The following is an 18,556-nucleotide window of genomic DNA, read 5'->3' as shown; positions in this document are numbered from 1 at the left end:
ACTCCAATGGATTGCCGGGACTATACCGGTGGCCGGGAACACGAGGAACATCGATGTCGCGGGGGTGACCGAACGATTCGGCCCACTGACCGTACGGGTGGGGGAGTCGGCCGTTTCCGGTGTGGCGTAGGGCGTACCGGCGGCTGCCGGCGGTCAGGGGGTGGCCGGGGCGACGGGCAGCGCGGCGATCAGTCGGATCTGCGCGGTACGGGACTCGTCGATGCGTCGGGCCAGGTCGCGGACGGCCGGGGCGACCGCCACCGCCAGGTGCGCCCGGGCCAGCGCGGCGGCCTGCCGCTGCTGCGGCACCAGCACCGCCACCAGGGCGGCGTCGTAGCCGGCTTCCGGGGTGCCGCGCAGCAGCGCCACCGGGTCGGGGGTGTCGCCCGGGTCGGGGTGGGTGTGCCGGTGGTGTCCGGGGTCCGGGCCGGCGGCGGTGATCCACTGGCGGGCCTGGGCCACCTCGTCGGTCTCGGTGGCGTCGATCGCCGCGACGAGGGTCCGCAACCGGGGTTCCCGGACCCGCTGCGGCGCGGCCCGGACGATGGCCAGGGTCCGCTCCTGGTGGGCCGTCATGGCGTGCAGGAACACCAGGTCGAGTCCGTCGACCACGGTAGTCGCGCCCGACGGTGCCGGTGCGGGCGTAGGGGTGGCCGGGGGCGCGGCGGGCGCGCACCCGGCGAGCAGCAGGGCCGCCACGGCGGCCACGGCGGCCCGGCGTCGGCGGCCGGGCCGACCGACGGTCGCGGCCGGCCGGCCGCCGCCGGCCCGTCGGGGGCCGGCGGCGGGTAGGGGCGGGACGCCCGGTCGGTGTGGCGGCATGGTCGGCGGCCGGGTCAGATCCGGGTCCACAGGGCGGGCACGTACGGCGGTTCCCAGCCCGGCAGTGCGGTGTGCGCCTGCCGGCACCGGTAGCTCACCGCCTGGTAGGTGACCACGTCGCCGACCTGGTAGCTGCGGCCGGCCGTCCAGCTGCCGCCGGCGGTCGGCGGGGCCGTCTGGGTCGGGGTCGGGGTGGCGGTACGGGTCGGGGTGGGCGTGGGGCCCGGGGTACGGGTCGGCGACGGGCTCGGCGTGGGGGTGGGGCCGGTCGCGCCGATCTGCACGTCCACGCAGGAGTAGAAGGCGTTGGCGGTGTCGGAGATGTTCCAGACGGCCAGGATCTTCTGCCGGCCGGTGAAGCCGCCGAGGTTGACGGTGTGCGAGACGGTGGCGTCGGGTTGCCGGCCGCCGCCGTCGACGACGCCGACCCGGGTGCCGCCGATGAAGTACTCCCAGTTGCTGGTGGCGTGCCGGGCGGTGTTCACCCAGGTGAAGGTGACGGTGCTGCCGACCGGGGTGGCCGGCCAGCCCCGGCTGTCGTCGTCCAGGACGTTGAACTGGGTGATCCCGGCGCTGCAACTGCGCAGCCCCTTGACGCCTTCGACGCTCTGTGGTTCGTAGCGGATCTGGCCGCAGTCGGGCACCTTGCCCTGGGCGCAGAGGGCCTGGCGGCTGGGCGGGGCGGAGACGTAGCCGTGGGCCTGGGCGGGCGCGGCGAGGCCCAGGGAGGTGACGACGGCACCTGTCGTCACCAGGGGGACGGTGATCGTGCGGCGCATGGGGCACTCCTCGACGGGGCGGGCGGCCGTCCGGCGGCGGGCGGCGGGGGTTGCGGCCCGTACGGCGGATCGACCTGGGACGATTGCCACCACCGTAAATTAAAGTTTGTTAACAGTAAAGACGTCTTCCTGTTTTGCGTGCCGGGTAGGTCCCGCCACCGGGGACTGTCCCGACCCGCGACGGGTATGCGCGCTCGCATGGAGTGCCGAGGGCGGGTCCTCGTGATCTCGGCGGATGTCGGTGCCGGCCACGACACCGCAGCCGGCGAACTGGCCCACCGGCTGCGGGAACGCGGCTTCACGGTGGACCGGCTGAACCTGCTTGACGTGCTGCCGCGCCCGGTGCGCTGGCTGTTCCGGGAGGCGTACCGGGACGTGCTGCGCTGGCTGCCCCGCGGCTACGACGCCCTGTTCACCCTGACCGCCCGGTCCCGGCTGTCCGTCGCGCTGATCCGCGGCCTGCTACGACCGGTACGACGTCGGATGGGCCGGGCCATCCCACCGGACACCCTCGCCGTGGTGACCACCTACCCCTTCGCCAACCAACTCCTCGGACCGCTGCGCCGGCAGGGTCGGCTCGGCGTCCCGGTGGTCAGCTACGTCACCGACTTCGCGCTGCACCCCACCTGGCTGAGCCCCGGCGTGGACCGGTACTACGCGCTGCGGCACGCCGAGGTGCCCCCGGTCGACGCCGACGCCACGCCGGTCACGACGGTGCGACCGCTGGTGTCACCCGCCTTCGGCGGCGCGCACCGCATCGACCGGCGGCAGGCCCGCCGCCGGTTCGGGCTGCCCGAACGGGACCGGCTGGCGCTGATCGTCGCCGGGGCGTGGGGCGCCGGGGACGTCGAGACCACGGTGGCGGAGGTCGGGGCGACCGGCTGGGCCCGACCGGTCGTGGTGTGCGGGCGCAACACCCCGCTCTACGACCGGCTCCGCCGGGACTGGGAGCACGTGTTGGGCTGGGTGGACGACATGCCGACCCTGATGCGCGCGGTGGACGTCGTGGTGGAGAACGCGGGCGGCCTGACCTGCCAGGAGGCGCTCTCCGCCGGGGTGCCGGTGGTGACCTACCGGCCGCTGCCCGGACACGGGCGGGCCAACGCCGGCATCCTCGCCCGGGCCGGCCTGACCCGACGCGCGTCGTCGGTGGAGCAGTTGCGGCCGGCGCTGATGGAGACCACCGGCCGGCAGGACCGGTTCGTCCCGCTGTCCGCCGACCCGGCCGACGTGGAGGCACTGGTCACCGAGATGGCCGCCGTACCCGGCACCGGCCAGGCGTACCACCGGCCCCGCCGGCACCTCGGCGATGCCGTGGCGGTGGTCGCGGCGCTGCTCGCGGCGTCGCGGGGCCGCCGGTGAGGCAGCGGACGGCGGGCCTGCTGGTGGCCGGGCTGGCCGCCGTCGGCCTGCACGGGACGCCGGCGGTCACCGCCCTGCCGGCGCTGCGGGGACGGCTGCTGCACCGGCTCGACGGGGTGGGACCGCCGGACCGGATCGCGCTGACCTTCGACGACGGCCCCGATCCGCAGTCCACCCCGTACTTCCTGGAGGTGCTGGCCGCCCACCGGGTACGGGCGACGTTCTTCCTGCTCGGCTCCATGCTGCGACGGCACCCCGACGTGGGACGGCGGCTGGTCGCCGCCGGGCACGAGGTGGCCCTGCACGGCGGGGAACACCGCAACCTGCTGCTGCGGGGGCCACTGGCCACCGGTCGGGACCTCGCCGCCGCGCACGCGCTGACCGTCGCCGTCACCGGGCAGGTTCCCCGGTTCTACCGTCCCCCGTACGGGGTGTTGACCGGACCGGCTTTGCTGGCCGCCCACCGGCTGGGCCTGCGGCCGGTGCTCTGGACCTGCTGGGGACGGGACTGGACCCGTACCGCCGACGCCCGGTCGGTGCTTGCCGAACTCCGTCGCGGACTGCGCGGCGGCGGCACCGTGCTGCTGCACGACTCCTCCTGCGCGGCGGCCCCCGGGGCGTGGCGGGCCGCCCTCGACGCCCTCCCCCACCTGCTCGACGAGTGCCGGCAGCGGGGGTGGGCGGTGGGCCCGCTCGGCGACCACCTGGACGGGACGTGACCCTCGCGGTGCTGTCGCGGGCGGGCGGGTCCGTCGGCGGATCAGGCCGGGCAGGACGCGGCCGAACGGCGGCCGGCGATGGTCGGGTAGACCTGCTCCACGATGGTCAGCAGGGTGGCGGTCAGCAGCAGGTGCACCTGGTCGCGGTCCAGCGCGCCCCGCTGGAGCCACTCCCGGGCGGTCGAGGTGGCCAGCCCCCCGTACGCCCGGATCATGCCGCGCAGCTCGGCCCGGCAGGTGGTGACGTCGGCCAGCCCCACCGCGACGAGCACGCTGTCCGCCGCGACCTCCTCGGCCTCGGTGAGCACCCGGGCGACGTCGGCGTCGTGGCCCATCCCGCCGGCGGTGACGGCGGCCAGCCAGGAGTCGCGGTGCCGGGAGACCACGTCGAGGAACCAGGTGACGCTGGCGTCGACCCGGGTACGCAGGTCGCCGTCGGGCAGCCGCTCGACGGCGACCCCGGGCACCGTCACCATCACCCGGACGACCTCCAGGTAGAGCTGCTTCTTGGTGCCGAAGTAGTGGTTGATCAGGCCCCGGGCCACCCCGGCTTCGCGGGCGACGTCGGTGGTCGACACGTCCGCGTACGGGCGCGCGCCGAACAGCCGTACCGCGCAGGCGAGGATCTGTCCCCGCCGGGCGTCGGGCTCCAGCCGCCGTCGCCGGGGTTCGGTGTCAACGCTCATCCGCCGAACCCTATCTGCAGGTGGGCGCGGCGTGTCCCGGGTCGGCGGGCCGGTCCCGTCAGCCGGGCGGCGGGCGGGGTGCCGGTCATCGGCGACGGGACCGACGCCGGACGATGATCAAGGATTGTTGACACGTCGCCAACAGGGCGTGAGGGTGGACCCATGCCGACGCCTGGACTCGACACCTACACCCCGCCGTGGCGCGCGCCCGAGCACGACGACCTCGCCGACCTGGCCCGTGACTTCTTCACCCGGGAGGTGCTGCCGCACACCGAACGGCTGCTGGCGCAGGGCCACCCCGACCGGGACCACTACCGGCGTGCCGGTGAGCTGGGCCTGCTCGGCCTGTCCGTGCCCGAGGAGTACGGCGGGGGCGGCGGCGGCTTCACCCACGAGGCGGTCCTGCTGCACGAACAGACGCACGTCGGGGAGAGCACCCTCGGGCTGGCCGTGCACAGCGGCATCGTCACCGGCTACCTCGTCGCCTACGGCAGCGCCGAGCAGAAGCGGCGCTGGCTGCCCGGACTGTGCCGGGGGGAACTGGTCGGGGCGATCGCGATGACCGAACCCGACGGCGGCTCCGACCTGCAGGCGATGCGCACCCGGGCCGTCCGCGACGGAGACGACTACCTGGTCACCGGGGCCAAGACGTTCATCAGCAACGGCGGCCTCGCCGACCTGGTCGTCCTGGCCGTCAAGACCGACCCGACCCGGGGCGCCGCCGGCATCTCGCTGCTGGTCTGCGAGGTCGGCGACGAACCGGCCGGATTCCGGCGGGGCCGGCTGCTGTCCAAGATCGGGCTGCACGGCAACGACACCGCCGAGCTGTTCTTCGACGGGCTGCGGGTGCCGGCGGACCACCTGCTCGGCGGGACCGAGGGGCTCGGCTTCGGCCAGATGATGCGGCAACTCCCCCAGGAACGCCTGGTCATCGGCGTCGGCGCGGTGGCGGCGATGCAGCGGGCGGTGGAGCTGACCACCGCGTACGTCAAGGAACGCAACGCCTTCGGCAAACCGCTGATCGGTCACCAGAACACCCGGATGGTGCTTGCCGACTGCGTCACCCGGACCCGGGTCAGCCGGGTGTTCCTCGACGACTGCATCGGCCGGCACGACCGGGGCGAGCTGGACGTGGCCACTGCGGCGATGGCGAAAGCGTGGCTCACCGAGGGACAGTGCGAGATCGTCGACAGGTGCCTGCAACTGTTCGGCGGCTACGGATACACCACCGAGTACCCGATCGCCCGGATGTACGCCGACGCCCGGGTGCAGAAGATCTACGGCGGCACCAACGAGATCATGAAGGAGCTGATCGCCCGTGCCCTCTGACCCCGACGCGCCCGCCGGCGGACCGCTGGCCGGGGTGCGGGTGGTGGAGCTGGCCAGCCTGGCCCCGGCCCCGTTCGGCTGCATGGTGCTGGCCGACCTCGGCGCGGACGTGGTGCGGGTCGACCGGCCGGGCGGCGTCGGCCCGGGACGGCTGAGCGTACCGACGACCGGCCCGCTGCACCGGGGACGGCGGGTCACCACGCTGGACCTGAAGACCCCCGCCGGGGTGGCCGACCTGCTGCGCCTGGTCGAGCGGGCCGACGTGCTGGTCGAGGCGTACCGGCCGGGGGTGGCCGAGCGGCTCGGCTTCGGGCCACGGGCCTGCCGGGACCGCAACCCCCGCCTGGTGTACGCCCGGATGACCGGCTGGGGACAGGACGGCCCGTTGGCCGCCCGCGCCGGGCACGACATCGACTACATCGCGCTAGCCGGCGCGCTGGAGCCGCTGGGCCGCCCCGGACACCGCCCGCACGCCCCGCTGAACCTGCTCGGCGACTTCGCCGGGGGTGGGATGCTGCTCGCCACCGGGGTGCTGGCCGCGCTGCTGGAACGGGAACGCTCAGGTCTCGGGCAGGTGGTCGACGCCGCGATGGTCGACGGGTCGGCGCTGCTCACCGCGTTCCTGCACGGGATGCTCGGCGCGGGCCGGTGGAGCGCGCCGAGGGGCGGCAACCTGCTCGACGGCGGGGCCCCATTCTATGACACCTACCGCACCGCCGACGACCGGTTCGTGGCGGTGGGCGCGCTGGAACCGGCGTTCTACACCACGCTGCTGACCGGGCTCGGCCTGGCCGACGACCCGACGCTGCCCGCCCAGTACGACCCGGACGGCTGGCCGGAGCTGCGCCGCCGGTTCGCCGCCCGGTTCGCCGAACGCACCCGCGACGAGTGGACGGCGGTCTTCGCCGGCCTCGACGCCTGTGTCGCGCCGGTGCTCGCCCCCACCGAGGCGCACCGCCATCCGCACAACGCCGCCCGGGGCACGTTCGTCGAGGTGGACGGTGCGGTGCAGCCGGCGCCGGCGCCCCGGTTCGCCCGGACGCCCGCGCCGCCGCCCCGGCCCGCACCGGACCCGGCCGACCCGCTGGACGTCGCCACCATCCTCGACGACTGGGCCGACCGACCGTGACCTGCCGGCCCGGCTGCCGCCGCGACCGGCTCCGCCGTGCTCCGGGGCCGGTGCTCAGCCCACCGGGACGGCGGCGGGGCGCGTGGGCGTCGGGTCCGGTAGTTGGCGGTCGTGCCACCGGCTGAGCAGCGCCAGTGAGGTGACCGCGCCGACCAGCGCGAGGAACATGTCCCACTGGGTGTCCCAGACGTCGCCCTGGGTGCCGAGGAAGTCGTCGGCGGCGGAGCCACCGGCCACCGAGGACCACCACTCGATCATCTCGAAGAAGGCGCTGAAGGCGAGGCAGGCGCAGACCACCAGCGGGGCGAGCCACCGGCTGCCGCGCAGCGGGGAGCGCCGGGCCAGGATCTCGCGGACCAGGATCGCCGGGACGAAACCCTGCACGAAGTGCCCGAGCCGGTCGTACGGGTTGCGGGAGAGGTCGAGGGAGTCGCGTACCCAGTCGCCGGGCGGGACCCGCGCGTAGCTCCAGTGGCCGCCGACGACGAGGACCAGCGCGTGCGCCGCCAGCAGGCAGCACAGCAGGGTGGTCAGCGGGAACCGCCGCCACACCAGCAGCACGACCGGCACGCCGACGATCACCCAGACCGTCTCCAGCAGCCAGGTCAGCCGGTCGTACGGCCGGACGCCGGAGAGCACCAGCGCCGCGACGACGAGACCCAGCAGCACCGGCGGGACGAGCGTACGGGCCCGCGTCACGGCGACCACCTGTTCGATGTGTGGGGCCGCCCAGTCGCCGCCCGGCCGCCGACGATAACAGCGCCCGCACCCGGTCGCGGTCGCCGGGCCGGGCGTCCCGGTCGACGTCGGACGGGGAAATTGCCACTGTTCTCCATCTATCGGCTCTGTGCAGGCGGAGGCCTACCATCGTCCGGTGCTGACCCCGGGCGGGGCGTCGGCGGCGTGTCGGTGGCATGTCGGCGCGGTGTCAGCCCGCCGGCGCACGCTGGCCGGCATGACAGCTGAGTTGATGATCGAAGCCGAGGGCCTGGTCAAGACCTTCGGGTCCACCCGGGCGCTGCAGGGGGTGGACCTGGCCGTGCCCCGGGGCACCGTGCTCGGGGTGCTCGGCCCCAACGGGGCCGGCAAGACCACCGCCGTGCGCATCCTGTCCACCCTGCTGGTCCCCGACGCCGGCACCGCCCGGATCAACGGCCTCGACGTGGTACGCCAGGCCGAGCGGGTCCGGCAGTCCATCGGCCTCACCGGCCAGTACGCCTCCGTCGACGAGGACCTGACCGGGCGGCAGAACCTGGAACTGTTCGGGACGCTGCTGGAACTCGGCCGGGCCGGCGCGCGGCGGCGGGCGGCCGAACTGCTCGACTGGTTCGACCTGACCGCCGCCGCGAACCGCCCGGCCAAGACCTACTCCGGCGGGATGCGCCGCCGGCTGGACCTGGCCGCCAGCCTGGTCGGCTCACCGGACGTGATCTTCCTGGACGAGCCGACGACCGGCCTCGACCCGGCCAAGCGCGAGGACATGTGGGACGTCGTCCGGTCGCTGGTGACCAACGGGGCGACCGTGCTGCTCACCACCCAGTACCTGGAGGAGGCCGACGCGCTGGCCGACGCGATCACGGTGATCGACCACGGCCGGGTCATCGCCCACGACACCCCGGACGGGCTCAAGTGGGTCGTCGGCGGGCAGACCCTGGAGGTGCGGCCGACCGACCCGGCGCAGTTGGCCCCGACGGCGGCGATCCTGTCCCGGGTGGGCTCCGGCGCGCCCGCCGACGAGATCCGCAGGGGCGTGCTCGCGGTGCCGGTCACCGACGACTCCGCGCTGACCGAGAGCGTCGCCCGGCTGGCCGCCGCCGGCATCACGGTCACCGAACTCTCGCTGCACCTGCCCAGCCTCGACGAGGTCTTCTTCACCCTCACCGGCCGGACCGCGGCCGACGACGACACCACCCGTACGGAGGTCGCCGCATGAGCACCCTGACCGGCACCCCGCCCCGCACCGGGCCGACGCTGTCCACGGTCGTGGCCCAGCCCCGGCCGCTGCGCCTGCTGCGGCACTCGCTGGCCCTGGCGAAGCGTAGCCTGATCAAGACCTGGCGCACCCCCGAGGCGTTGATCGACGTCACCCTGCAACCGGTGCTGTTCCTGGTCATCTTCGTGTACGTCTTCGGCGGCGCGGTCGCCGGATCCACCCACGACTACCTCCAGTACCTGCTGCCGGGCATCCTGGCGCAGACCATCGCCACCGGGTGCATCGCGATCGGCGTCAACCTCAACACCGACATCGCCAAGGGCATCTTCGACAGGTTCCGTTCGCTGCCCGTCCCCCGGTCCGCACCGCTGGTCGGCGCGGTCTTCGGCGACGTGGTGCGGTACGTGATCGTGACCGTCTCGACGCTGGCGATCGGTTACCTGCTCGGTTTCCGGATCGAGTCCGGCCCGGTGCAGGCGCTCGCCGGTTGCCTGCTCGCGGTGCTGTTCGCGCTCTGCCTGAGCTGGCTGCCCGTCTACGTCGGGATGAAGGTCCGCACGCCGGGCGCGGTGCAGGGGGTGATGTTCGCGCTGATCATGCCGTTGAGCTTCGCGTCCAACGTGTTCGTCGCCGCCGGCACCCTGCCGGGCTGGATGCAGGCGGTGGTGACGGTGAACCCGCTGACCCACCTGGTGACGGCGATGCGCGGACTGTTCCTCGGCAGCCCGGTCGGCAACCACGTGTGGTGGACGCTGCTGTGGTGCGCCGGCTTCGTGGCGGTGTTCATGCCACTGGCGCTGCGCGCGTACCGGCGGCGGGTCTGATCCGGCCGAGCAGGTCGGCCATCAGCTCGCCGACACGGCCGGTGGCCGCGGCGGCCGGCCGCGCCCGCCACCCGGCCAGCAACGGCTCCCGCCGCGCCTCGTCACCGAGGGCGGCGGTGAGCCGTTCCCCGATGCCCGACGGGAAGAACGCCGCCGAGTTGCTGCCCAGCCGGGTGCCGAGCGCGAACAGCTCCCGGGCGGTCCCGACGTCGTCGCGCCAGGCGGCGAGTTCGGCGCCACCCAACGCCCAGGTCCCGATCACCGGCAGGTCCCGCGACGACAGCGCCTCCGCGCCGGCGGTGGCCAGCAGCTCGGTGGCGCGGAGGTCGACGTCGCGTCGGGCGGCCGGCCACACCTCGGCGATCCGCAGGCGCAGCACCGCCACCGCGACCCGCAGCACCACCCGGGGCTGCGGCGGCGGGCCGGTCCACCCGGCCAGCGAGCGGACCACCGCGTCGGCGTGGTCGAGCGCCTCGGCGTGCCGCCCGCGCTGCCAGGCGAGGCGGGCCAACCCCAGGCCCGCCTGCGCGGTCTCCACCTCCTCCCCCCGGCCGGGGGTCGCCGTCTCGACCAACCGCTGCTCGGCCGCCGGGTCACCGCGCAGCGCGAGCTGCACGTCCAGCACCACCTGGGCGGCGCGGACGTCCTGGGTGGCGCCGATCAGCTCCATGTGGTGCACCCCGCGCGCCAGCCACTCGGTGGACCCGCCGTCGGTGGGGGTCAGGCCGTGCCCGACGACCTGCGCCGCCATCGCCATCCCCCAGTGGTCGCCGGCCGTCTCGAACCGACGGTAGGCCTGCTCGGCGTCGGTCACCGAGGCCGTCGGCAGACCCCCACTGTCCCCGATCGCCGCGCGGGCGAACAGGCCGAAGCCCTGCACGTACGGGTCGGGATGCTCGATCAGGGTGGTGGTGCCCGGCAGCGCCTGCTCCGGGTCGAGCTGGTCGAACGCCGGCAGCACCGAGGCGAGCACCGCGTGCCGGGAGGAGACCTCCCGGGGCCGCTCGGCCAGCAGCCGGCGCAGGGCCCGGCGGGCGAGCACGGCGAGCCGCAGCGGGCCGGTGATGCCGGCGTTGACCACCACCAGCAGGCACATCCAGGTCAGCCGGTCGGCGTCGGGCAACGACCGACCGCTGGCCCGGCCGGAGACGATCGCGGAGCCGCGTCGCCGGTCGGGGGCGTCGAGGTGCAGCAGGGCCCGCGACCAGCCGGAGACCTCCAGGTGCAGGCCCCGCACCGCCCACAGGTGGAACAGCGGGGTGGCGATGTCCACCACCGCCGGTTCGTCGTCGTGCCCGGCCGCCCACCGCAGGCCGGCGACGAGATTGTCCTGCTCGGCGGCACACCGGTCGAACGCGTCGAGCTGGTCGGGACCGATGAACCGGTCGAGCAGCCCGACCGCCTGCCGCCGGGCCCAGCCGACCAGGCCGGCCATGGCCGGGGCACGGTCACCGGCGGCGTCGAGCCGGGCCTCGCCGTACTCGCGGACGGTCTCCAGCATCCGGTAGCGGGGTGGGCCGTCGCCCTCGACGAGGGTCAGCAGGGACTGTTCGACCAGCCGCGCCAGCCCACGCCGGACGTCGGGGAGGCCGGCGACGGCGGCGGCGAGGTCGGCGGTGAACGGGGCGGGGACCACCGCGACCCGCTGGAGCAGGTCCCGGTCGGCGGGGGCGAGCAGTTCCCGGCTCCAGTCGACCATCGCCCACAGGCTCGCGTGCCGTTCCGGCAGGCCGCGCAGCGCGGCGTCGAGCAGCGCGAACCGGTCGGTCAGCCCGGCGAGCACGTCGTCGATCGGCATGTGCCGCAGCCGGGCGGCGGCCAGTTCGAGGGCCAGCGGCAGGTTGTCCAGCCGGTGACACAGGGCCAACGCCCGGTCGGTGTCCCAGGTGGGCACCGCACCCCCGGCGCGGGCCCGGGACTCGACCAGCGCCACCGCGTCGGCGTCGGGCAGCACGGTCAACCGGTGCACCCGCTCCCCGGCCAGGCCCAGCGGTGCCCGGCTGGTCGCCAGCACGGCCACCTCGGGTGGGCTCACCGCGAGCAGGTCCGCGACGACCGCCGCCACCGGGTCCAGCAGGTGTTCACAGTTGTCCAGCACCACCAGGCCGTCGAGATCCGGCGCCAGGGCACGCAGCCGCTCCTGCGGGGTGAGCACCCGGCGGTCGAGGCCCAGGGTGCCGCCGGCCGTCGTGGTGTCCGCCCCGCCGAGGGTCGCCAGGACGGCGGGCAGCACCTCCTCGGCGGCCCGCAGGCCGGCCAGTTCGATCACCCGGGCCGGTCGGCCGGCCGCCACCGCCCGGCGTACCACCTCGGCGGCGAGCCGGGTCTTGCCCGCGCCGCCGGTGGCCACGACCGTCACCAGGGCCGCCTCGGTCAGCGCCGCCTCCACCGCCTCGACGTCGCGTTCCCGGCCGACGAGCGCGGTCACCGGCCGCCGCCACCCGGACGGCAGCACGCTCCGGGTGGACGCGGTCGGCGACGCCGGGCCGGTCGGGGCGGACAGTTCGCCCCGCAGCAAGGCCAGGTGGACCTGGCTGATCAGCGGTGACGGGTCGGTGCCGTAGCGATCGGCCAGGTCGGTGCGTAACCGCGCGACCACCTCCAGGGCCTCGGCGTCGCGCCCCTGGGCGGCGAGCATCCGGACCAGCAGGGCGGCCGACGGCTCGTCCGGCGGGGTCCGCGCCACGAGCCGCCGCAGGTCGCCGTCGTCGTACGGGCCGGGGCCGGTCAGTGCCGCCTCGGCGCGCAACGCGACGACGTCGACGAACAGCCGGCCGGTCGCGCCGGTGCCACACTCCGGGACCTCGGGGAACAGCGCCCGGGCCGCGTCGGCGGCGTCCCGGGCGGCCGGCCCGGCACCGCCGCGCAGGGCCGCCCGGCCCTGTTCCAGCAGCGACCGGGCCCGGACCGCGTCGACGGTGACCTGCTCGGCGGGCAACCGGTAGCCACCCGGGACGGCGACCACCGGCAGTCCGAGTCGGCGTACCCGGGAGACCAGGGCCTGCACCGCGCCGGTCGCGTCGTCCGGCGGCGTGCCGTCCCACACCGCGTCCACCAGCAGCGGGGTGGAGACCGCCCGGCCCCGCGCGTCGACGAGCGTGCGGATCACGGCGGCGAGCCGTTCGCCCCGGACCGGCCGGCCGTCGACGGCGAGCGGGCCGAGGATGCTGATCTGCACGGCTCCAGCATCCCCCACCGGGACACCCGGCCGACGCCGTCCCCCGGTTCAGCGGCGGGTCCGCCGCGCCCGGACCACCCCCACCAGCGCCGCCAGCAGCAGCCCGACGCCGATCACCCCGACCCCCAGCAGCAGCGACCGGGTTCCGTCGACGCCGGTCCGGGGGCCCACGGCGGGGGTCGTACCCGGGGACGCCGCGGCGGGCACGCCGGTGGACGCCGTCGGGGCGGGCGGGGACGATGCGGCCGGCGTGGGGGCCGACGGGCGGGCGTAGCGCAGCACCGTCGGCAGGGTGCCGGGGGGCTGACCGGCGGTCTCGGAGACGGTGAGCAGCCAGCGGCCGTCCCGGCTGTAGCTGATTGACTCGCCCTGCGGCTCGTCGGGCAGCGGTACGGTCCGGGGCGTGCCGCCGGTCAGGGCGGCCACCACGTCGCCGTCGGTCACCTCGTACTCGAAGGCGTCGGCGTAGGTGCGCAGCACCACCCGGCGGCCGTCCGGCGCGGTGGCCCCGCCGGTGACCAGCCGGCGGCCGAAGAACGAGTACGGGTTCGGGGTCGTGGTGAGCGGCAGCCGGAGCTGCCCGGCCAACGTCATCGGCACCGTCGCGCCGGCCCGCAGCGGCCCGGCCGGCACGTAGACGCCGGCACTGCCGCCCTGCTTGGTCACCACCACCGGCCGGCCGGCCCCGTCGAGCAGCAGCGCCTCCGCGTCGTGCGCCCCGTCGGGGTACGTCAGGCGGTGCAGCACCGGCCGGCGGGCCCCGGGGGCGAGCTTCCACAGCGCCACCGTGGACCGGGTCCGGTCGTTGTCGCCGATGTCGGCGACCCACACCGTGCCGTCCGCGCCGACCGCCAGGTCCTCGGTGTCGCGGGGCCGCGACGGGTAGGCCACCGTGCGCACCACCGCGCACCGGGGGTCGAGGAAGAAGATGCGCCGCCGGGACGCCTCGTCGGCACCGTCGTTGACCATCACGAACCCGGAGTCGGTGGCGGCCATGCCGGAGATCTCGGTCAGCCGCCCGTCACGGACCCGGCACACCGTGGCCGCCGCCGCGTGGGCCGGGTCGGGGGCGACCACCGTCGTCGTGCCGACGACGAGCAGCGTGGTGAGCAGTGTCGATACGCGGGTGGCCGTCCGCCGCGTCATCGACCCTCCCCCGCCGTGGCCGGCGACGCCCGCCGCCGACGATCCGAGCACAGGAGCTTGCCTGTCGCCGTACACCGGCGTCAATGCCGCCACCCCGCCGGGCACTGAGGCGTACGCCACCGCGTCGCGGACGGGTACGGGCCGGCGCGGCCGGCGGCCGGTGACTAGCCTGGGCCGGTGCCTCCACGCCTGCCCCACCCGGACCCGGGCACGCCGGACACGACGGGGCCGCTGCGGTACATCTGGTGGCTGGTCCGCTGCCAGCCGTGGCGGGTGCTGCGCGGGTCGCTGTTCGGCACGGTCTGGATGGTGGGGCTGTCGGTGCGGCCGTTCCTGGTCGCCCGCGCCGTCGACGACGGGCTGCGGACCGGCGACACCGCCGCGTTGCTCGGCTGGGTCGCCGCGATCGTGGTCGCCGGGGCCGCGCTGGCCTGGGCGGGCATCATGCGGCACCGGACCATGACGTTCATCCGCGAGGACGCCAGCGCCCGCTCGGCGGCCGTGCTGCTGCGGCAGCTCGCCGGGGTCGGCGCGGTGCTGCCCCGGCGGCTCGCCGCCGGTGACGTCGCCACCGTCGGCGGGTACGACATCGTGCGCACCTCGCAGGTGCTCACCCTGACCGGCCCGGGGGTGGGCGCGGTGCTGGCGTACGCGGTCGCGGCCGTGGTGCTCTGGTCGATCGACCCGGTGCTGGCGCTGGTGACGCTGCTCGGGGTGCCGGTGGTAGCGCTGGTGGTCGGCCCGCTGCTGCGCCGGCTGGAGCGGGCCGAAGCGGTCTACCGGCAGCAGCAGGGCGAGCTGACCACCCGGGCCGACGACATCGTGGCCGGCCTGCGGGTACTCGCCGGGGTGGGTGGCCGGCACCTGTTCGCCCGCCGGTACGCCGCCCGGTCGCAACGGCTGCGGACCGAGGGCTACCGGGTGGGTGCGGTGCTCAGCTGGGTCGACGCGCTGACCGCCGTCATCCCCGGGGTGTTCCTCGCCGTGGTGGTGTGGCTGGCCGCCCGCACGGCCGTGGCGGGCGGGATCACCATCGGGCAACTGGTGGCCGTCTACGGCTACGTGGCGGTGCTCATCGTGCCGGTCTGGTTCCTGCTGGAGGGCAGCTACCAGTTGATCCAGGGCCGGGTCGCCGCCCGGCGGATCGTCGACCTGCTCCGGCTCGCCCCCGACCCGGTGGGCGGCCCGGCGACCCGGCCCGCCCCGGCCGGACCGGCCCCGCTGCACGACCCGGACAGCGGGCTGACGGTCCCGGTGGGCCGGTTGGTCGGCGTCGCCGCCGACGACCCGGCCGACGCGACGGCCCTGGCCGACCGGCTGGGCCGGTACGTCACCGGCGCGGTCACCTGGGGCGGGGTCCCGTTGACGGCCGTCGACCTCGACGAGGTGCGCTCCCGCATCCTCGTCGCCGACCACGACGGGTATCTCTTCGCCGGGACGCTGCGGCAGATCCTCGCCGGCCCGCACGGCACCGTCGACGACGCCCGGATCGACGCGGCGCTGCACGTGGCGTCGGCCCGCGACGTCGTCGAGGGGCTCCCCGACGGCCTCGACGCCCCGGTCGGCGACCGGGCCCGTACCCTCTCCGGCGGTCAGCGGCAGCGGGTCCGGCTGGCCCGTGCCCTGCTCGCCGACCCGGAGGTGCTGATCCTGGTCGACCCGACGTCGGCGGTGGACGCGCACACCGAGGCCCGGGTGGCGCAGCGCCTGCGGCAGGCCCGTGCGGGTCGCACGACGGTGCTGCTGAGCACCTCACCGGTGCTGCTCGGGCACGCCGACACCGTCGCCCACCTGCGCGGCGGCCGGATCACCGGCACCGGGACGCACGCCACGCTGCTGGCCGCCGACCCGGACTACCGGCGGCTGGTCTGGCGGACCAGCGGCACGGACGACGCGCCGGTCGGGCGGGCCGGACGGTGACGAAGCTCCCGGTCGCGGGCCCGGCGGTGGTCCGGCGGGCCGCCCGCGACATGCTCGCCGGCGACCGGTGGGCGGTCGCCGGGGTGCTGGCGTTGCACAGCGCCGCCGCCCTCGCCGGGCTGGCCGCGCCGTGGCTGATCGGGCGGATCGTCGACCAGGTCACGGCCGGCGCCGGGGTCGGCGCGGTGGACCGGTCGGCGCTGGCCATCGGTGGCTGCGTGCTGGTGCAGGGGTTGCTCGCCCGCTACGCCCAGTACGCCGGGCACCGGTTCGGCGAGCGGGCGGTGGCCCGGCTCCGCGAGGACTTCGTGACCCGCCTGCTCGGCCTGCCCGTCTCGGTGGTCGAGCACGCCGGCACCGGTGACCTGGCCACCCGGAGTTCGGTGGACGTGTCCACGGTGGGCACCATGCTGCGCGACGTGGTGCCGGTGGTGGTCATCGCGGGGACCCAGTTGACGCTGCTGTTCGGCGCGGTGTTCCTGCTGGACCCGCTGCTCGGCCTGGTCGCGCTCGCCGGGCTCCCGTCGATCGCGGTGGTGGTGCGCTGGTACCTGCGCCGGGCCGCCCCGGCCTACCTGGCGGAGGGGGCGGCCACTGCGGAGCTGACCGAGGCGCTCGCCACGACCGCCGAGGGTGCCCGCACCGTGGAGGCGCTGCGGTTGGGCGGCGACCGGGTCGCCCACGGCACCGCCCGAATCGGCGCGGTGTGGACCTCCCGGCGGGCCACCCTCGCGCTGCGGTCGGTGTTCTTCCCGGTGGTGGAGGGCAGCTATCCGATCCCGATCGCCGCCGTGCTGCTCACCGGGGGTGTCCTGCTGTCGCGGGGGCGGGTCAGCCTGGGCGAGGTGGTCGCCGCCGCGCTCTACCTGCAACAGGCGGTCGACCCGCTGGACCGGCTGTTGCTGTGGGTCGAGCAGGCGCAGCGCGGCGTCGCCTCGTACGCCCGGGTGCTCGGGGTGGGGCAGGTGCCGCCGGAGCCCCGGGGCCGGGCGGCCCTGCCCACCGGGCGCGTGGTGCAGGTGCGCGGGGCTACGTTCCGGTACGCGGACGGCCCGCAGGTGCTGCACGGCATCGACCTGACGGTCGCGGCGGGGGAACGGCTGGCCGTGGTCGGCCCGTCCGGGGCGGGCAAGTCCACCCTGGCCCGGTTGCTCGCCGGCATCGACGTGCCCGACCGGGGGGTGGTGAGCCTCGGCGGGGTCGCGGTCACCGACCTCGACCCGGCCGAGCGCCGCCGCCGGATCGCCCTGGTCACCCAGGAACACCACGTCTTCCTCGGTACGCTGCGGGACAATCTGGCGTTCGCCGCGCCGGGCGGCACCGACGCGCAGTTGCGGGCGGCCCTGGAGGCGGTGGGGGCCGACTGGTACACCGACCTGCCGGACGGTCTCGACACCCCGCTCGGGGCCGGGGTGCGGGACCTGGGCCCGGCCGAGGCCCAGCAACTGGCGCTGGCCCGGCTCGTGTTGGCCGACCCGGACATCCTGATCCTCGACGAGGCGACCGCCGCGCTGGACCCGACGACCGCCCGGCGCACCGAGCGGGCGCTCGGTGCGGTGCTGGCCGGCCGGACGGTGATCGCCATCGCGCACCGGCTCAACACCGCGCACGACGCCGACCGGGTGGCGGTGCTGGAGGACGGCCGGATCACCGAGATCGGCCGGCACGACGACCTGGTCGCGGCCGACGGCGTCTACGCCTCCCTCTGGCGCTCCTGGCACGGCCACTGACCGCCACCGCCACTTCGAAAAGTTTCCCCGCTGATGTCGCCCGTGGGCAGGGATTCGACGCGCACGACCACTTGAAGTTTCCGAAACGTTTCCGTAAAGTCATCATTGTCGATGTGTTGGACGGTGGCCCCCGTCGTCGGCAGGCAGGTCCGGGCGGCAACGCCCGTCCCCCGCCCGGACCCCTGCCGCCGTCCGAGGGCCGCGCGCCGTAAAACCGTTGTCGCCCCCGGCGAGGATGGCTACGGTGCCCGGATGCTCCCGCGACACCTGACGCTGACCCTGGACGCACGGCACCCGACCCGACTGGCCCGGTTCTGGGCCGACCTGCTCGGCCAGGACACCGTCGCCGACGGCACCGGCGGCGTCCGCCTGCCCGGCACCGACACCCGACCCGACCTGCGGTTCGTGCCGGGCCAGCCGCACCGCACCGGGCCCCACCGGATGCACCTGCACCTGACCAGCGACAGCCCCGACGACCAGCAACGGCAGGTCGCCCGGGCGCTGACCCTCGGCGGCAGCCACCTCGACGTCGGGCAGCGGCCCGAGGAGACGCACGTCGTGCTGGCCGACCCCGAGGGCAACGAGTTCTGCGTCATCGGGCCGGGCAACACCTTCCTCGCCGGATGCGGCCGGCTCGGGGAGGTCGCCTGCGACGGCACCCGCGAGGTCGGCCTCTTCTGGAGCCGGGCGCTGGGCTGGCCGCTGGTGTGGGACCGGGACCAGGAGACCGCCGTCCAGGCACCGCACGGCGGCACGAAGGTCGCCTGGGGTGGGCCGCCCGTCGCCCCGCAGCGGGGCCGCGACCCGCAGCGGTTCGACCTCGCCGCCGTCGGCACCGACCCGTCGCCGGAGGTCGACCGGTTGGTCGCCCTCGGGGCCACCCGGCTCGACGCCACCGCCACCGGGGTCGTCCTGCTGACCGACCCGGACGGCAACGTGTTCGGGGTGACCGCAGGCTGAGCCCACCCGCCGCGAACCGCACGGCGACCGCCAGGAGGG

The 18,556-nt window shown here is 75.6% G+C and carries 15 protein-coding genes; 9 read left to right on the top strand and 6 right to left on the bottom strand.

Annotated features, from left to right (window positions below):
* Positions 1-153: 153 nt before the first annotated feature.
* Together Q2K16_RS04210 and Q2K16_RS04205 are read right to left on the bottom strand one after the other, a co-directional pair.
* Positions 154-852: a DUF305 domain-containing protein gene (locus tag Q2K16_RS04210; RefSeq protein WP_302743630.1), complete on the bottom strand. Its 699-nt coding sequence runs from the start codon at positions 850-852 to the stop codon at positions 154-156.
* Positions 837-1,601 carry a lytic polysaccharide monooxygenase gene (locus tag Q2K16_RS04205; RefSeq protein ID WP_302743628.1) on the bottom strand — a complete coding sequence of 255 codons (765 nt, stop codon included), beginning with the start codon at positions 1,599-1,601 and terminating at the stop codon, positions 837-839. Before Q2K16_RS04205 ends, Q2K16_RS04210 begins: the two co-directional genes overlap by 16 nt.
* Positions 1,602-1,823: 222 nt before the next feature.
* Between Q2K16_RS04205 and Q2K16_RS04200 the strand changes: the two genes are divergently transcribed.
* Together Q2K16_RS04200 and Q2K16_RS04195 are read left to right on the top strand one after the other, a co-directional pair.
* Positions 1,824-2,963: an MGDG synthase family glycosyltransferase gene (locus Q2K16_RS04200; RefSeq protein WP_302743627.1), complete on the top strand. Its 1,140-nt coding sequence runs from the start codon at positions 1,824-1,826 to the stop codon at positions 2,961-2,963.
* Positions 2,960-3,682, top strand: a complete 723-nt coding sequence (locus Q2K16_RS04195; RefSeq protein WP_302743626.1) for a polysaccharide deacetylase family protein — start codon at positions 2,960-2,962, stop codon at positions 3,680-3,682. Before Q2K16_RS04200 ends, Q2K16_RS04195 begins: the two co-directional genes overlap by 4 nt.
* A 41-nt stretch (positions 3,683-3,723) precedes the next feature.
* On the opposite strand, the gene Q2K16_RS04190 is transcribed toward Q2K16_RS04195, so the two are convergent.
* The gene (locus Q2K16_RS04190; protein ID WP_302743625.1) at positions 3,724-4,368 is read right to left on the bottom strand and encodes a TetR/AcrR family transcriptional regulator; all 645 of its coding nucleotides are present in this window, start codon (positions 4,366-4,368) and stop codon (positions 3,724-3,726) included.
* A 162-nt stretch (positions 4,369-4,530) separates the two neighbouring features.
* On the opposite strand from Q2K16_RS04190, the gene Q2K16_RS04185 reads away from it, so the two are divergent.
* A complete protein-coding gene (locus Q2K16_RS04185; RefSeq protein ID WP_302743624.1) occupies positions 4,531-5,697 on the top strand; it encodes an acyl-CoA dehydrogenase family protein in 1,167 nt (388 codons plus the stop codon).
* A complete protein-coding gene (locus Q2K16_RS04180) occupies positions 5,687-6,826 on the top strand; it encodes a CaiB/BaiF CoA transferase family protein (RefSeq protein WP_302743623.1) in 1,140 nt (379 codons plus the stop codon). Before Q2K16_RS04185 ends, Q2K16_RS04180 begins: the two co-directional genes overlap by 11 nt.
* 54 nt (positions 6,827-6,880) lie before the next feature.
* Here the strand turns inward: Q2K16_RS04180 and Q2K16_RS04175 are convergent, their stop codons facing one another.
* A complete protein-coding gene (locus Q2K16_RS04175; protein ID WP_302743622.1) occupies positions 6,881-7,525 on the bottom strand; it encodes a DUF2238 domain-containing protein in 645 nt (214 codons plus the stop codon).
* Positions 7,526-7,781: 256 nt separating this feature from the next.
* Here Q2K16_RS04175 and Q2K16_RS04170 point away from each other — a divergent pair, with 256 nt between their 5' ends.
* Positions 7,782-8,759 (top strand): ATP-binding cassette domain-containing protein, encoded by a 978-nt coding sequence (locus Q2K16_RS04170; RefSeq protein ID WP_302743621.1) that lies wholly within the window; start codon positions 7,782-7,784, stop codon positions 8,757-8,759.
* Positions 8,756-9,583: an ABC transporter permease gene (locus Q2K16_RS04165; RefSeq protein WP_302743620.1), complete on the top strand. Its 828-nt coding sequence runs from the start codon at positions 8,756-8,758 to the stop codon at positions 9,581-9,583. Before Q2K16_RS04170 ends, Q2K16_RS04165 begins: the two co-directional genes overlap by 4 nt.
* On the opposite strand, the gene Q2K16_RS04160 is transcribed toward Q2K16_RS04165, so the two are convergent.
* Complete coding sequence (locus Q2K16_RS04160) at positions 9,543-12,761, bottom strand: ATP-binding protein (RefSeq protein WP_302743619.1); 3,219 nt, start codon at positions 12,759-12,761, stop codon at positions 9,543-9,545. The two genes, Q2K16_RS04165 and Q2K16_RS04160, sit on opposite strands and share 41 nt — an antisense overlap.
* A 48-nt stretch (positions 12,762-12,809) precedes the next feature.
* A complete protein-coding gene (locus tag Q2K16_RS04155; protein WP_302743618.1) occupies positions 12,810-13,907 on the bottom strand; it encodes an NHL repeat-containing protein in 1,098 nt (365 codons plus the stop codon).
* Between the two features lie 273 nt (positions 13,908-14,180).
* On the opposite strand from Q2K16_RS04155, the gene Q2K16_RS04150 reads away from it, so the two are divergent.
* The 3 genes from Q2K16_RS04150 to Q2K16_RS04140 all read left to right on the top strand — a co-directional run bounded on the left by Q2K16_RS04150 (position 14,181) and on the right by Q2K16_RS04140 (position 18,517).
* Positions 14,181-15,827, top strand: coding sequence for an ABC transporter ATP-binding protein (locus tag Q2K16_RS04150; RefSeq protein ID WP_302746360.1), 1,647 nt, complete (start codon positions 14,181-14,183; stop codon positions 15,825-15,827).
* A 50-nt stretch (positions 15,828-15,877) separates the two neighbouring features.
* Positions 15,878-17,557: an ABC transporter ATP-binding protein gene (locus tag Q2K16_RS04145; protein ID WP_302746359.1), complete on the top strand. Its 1,680-nt coding sequence runs from the start codon at positions 15,878-15,880 to the stop codon at positions 17,555-17,557.
* 252 nt (positions 17,558-17,809) lie between these two features.
* Positions 17,810-18,517, top strand: a complete 708-nt coding sequence (locus Q2K16_RS04140; RefSeq protein ID WP_302743617.1) for a VOC family protein — start codon at positions 17,810-17,812, stop codon at positions 18,515-18,517.
* The last annotated feature ends 39 nt before the right edge of the window (positions 18,518-18,556 follow it).

The organism is Micromonospora cynarisoli (assembly GCF_030518815.1).
GTDB classification, from domain to species: domain Bacteria; phylum Actinomycetota; class Actinomycetes; order Mycobacteriales; family Micromonosporaceae; genus Micromonospora; species Micromonospora wenchangensis.
Note: the sequence above shows the minus strand (reverse complement) of the source record. Positions and strands in the feature narration are given on the sequence as shown.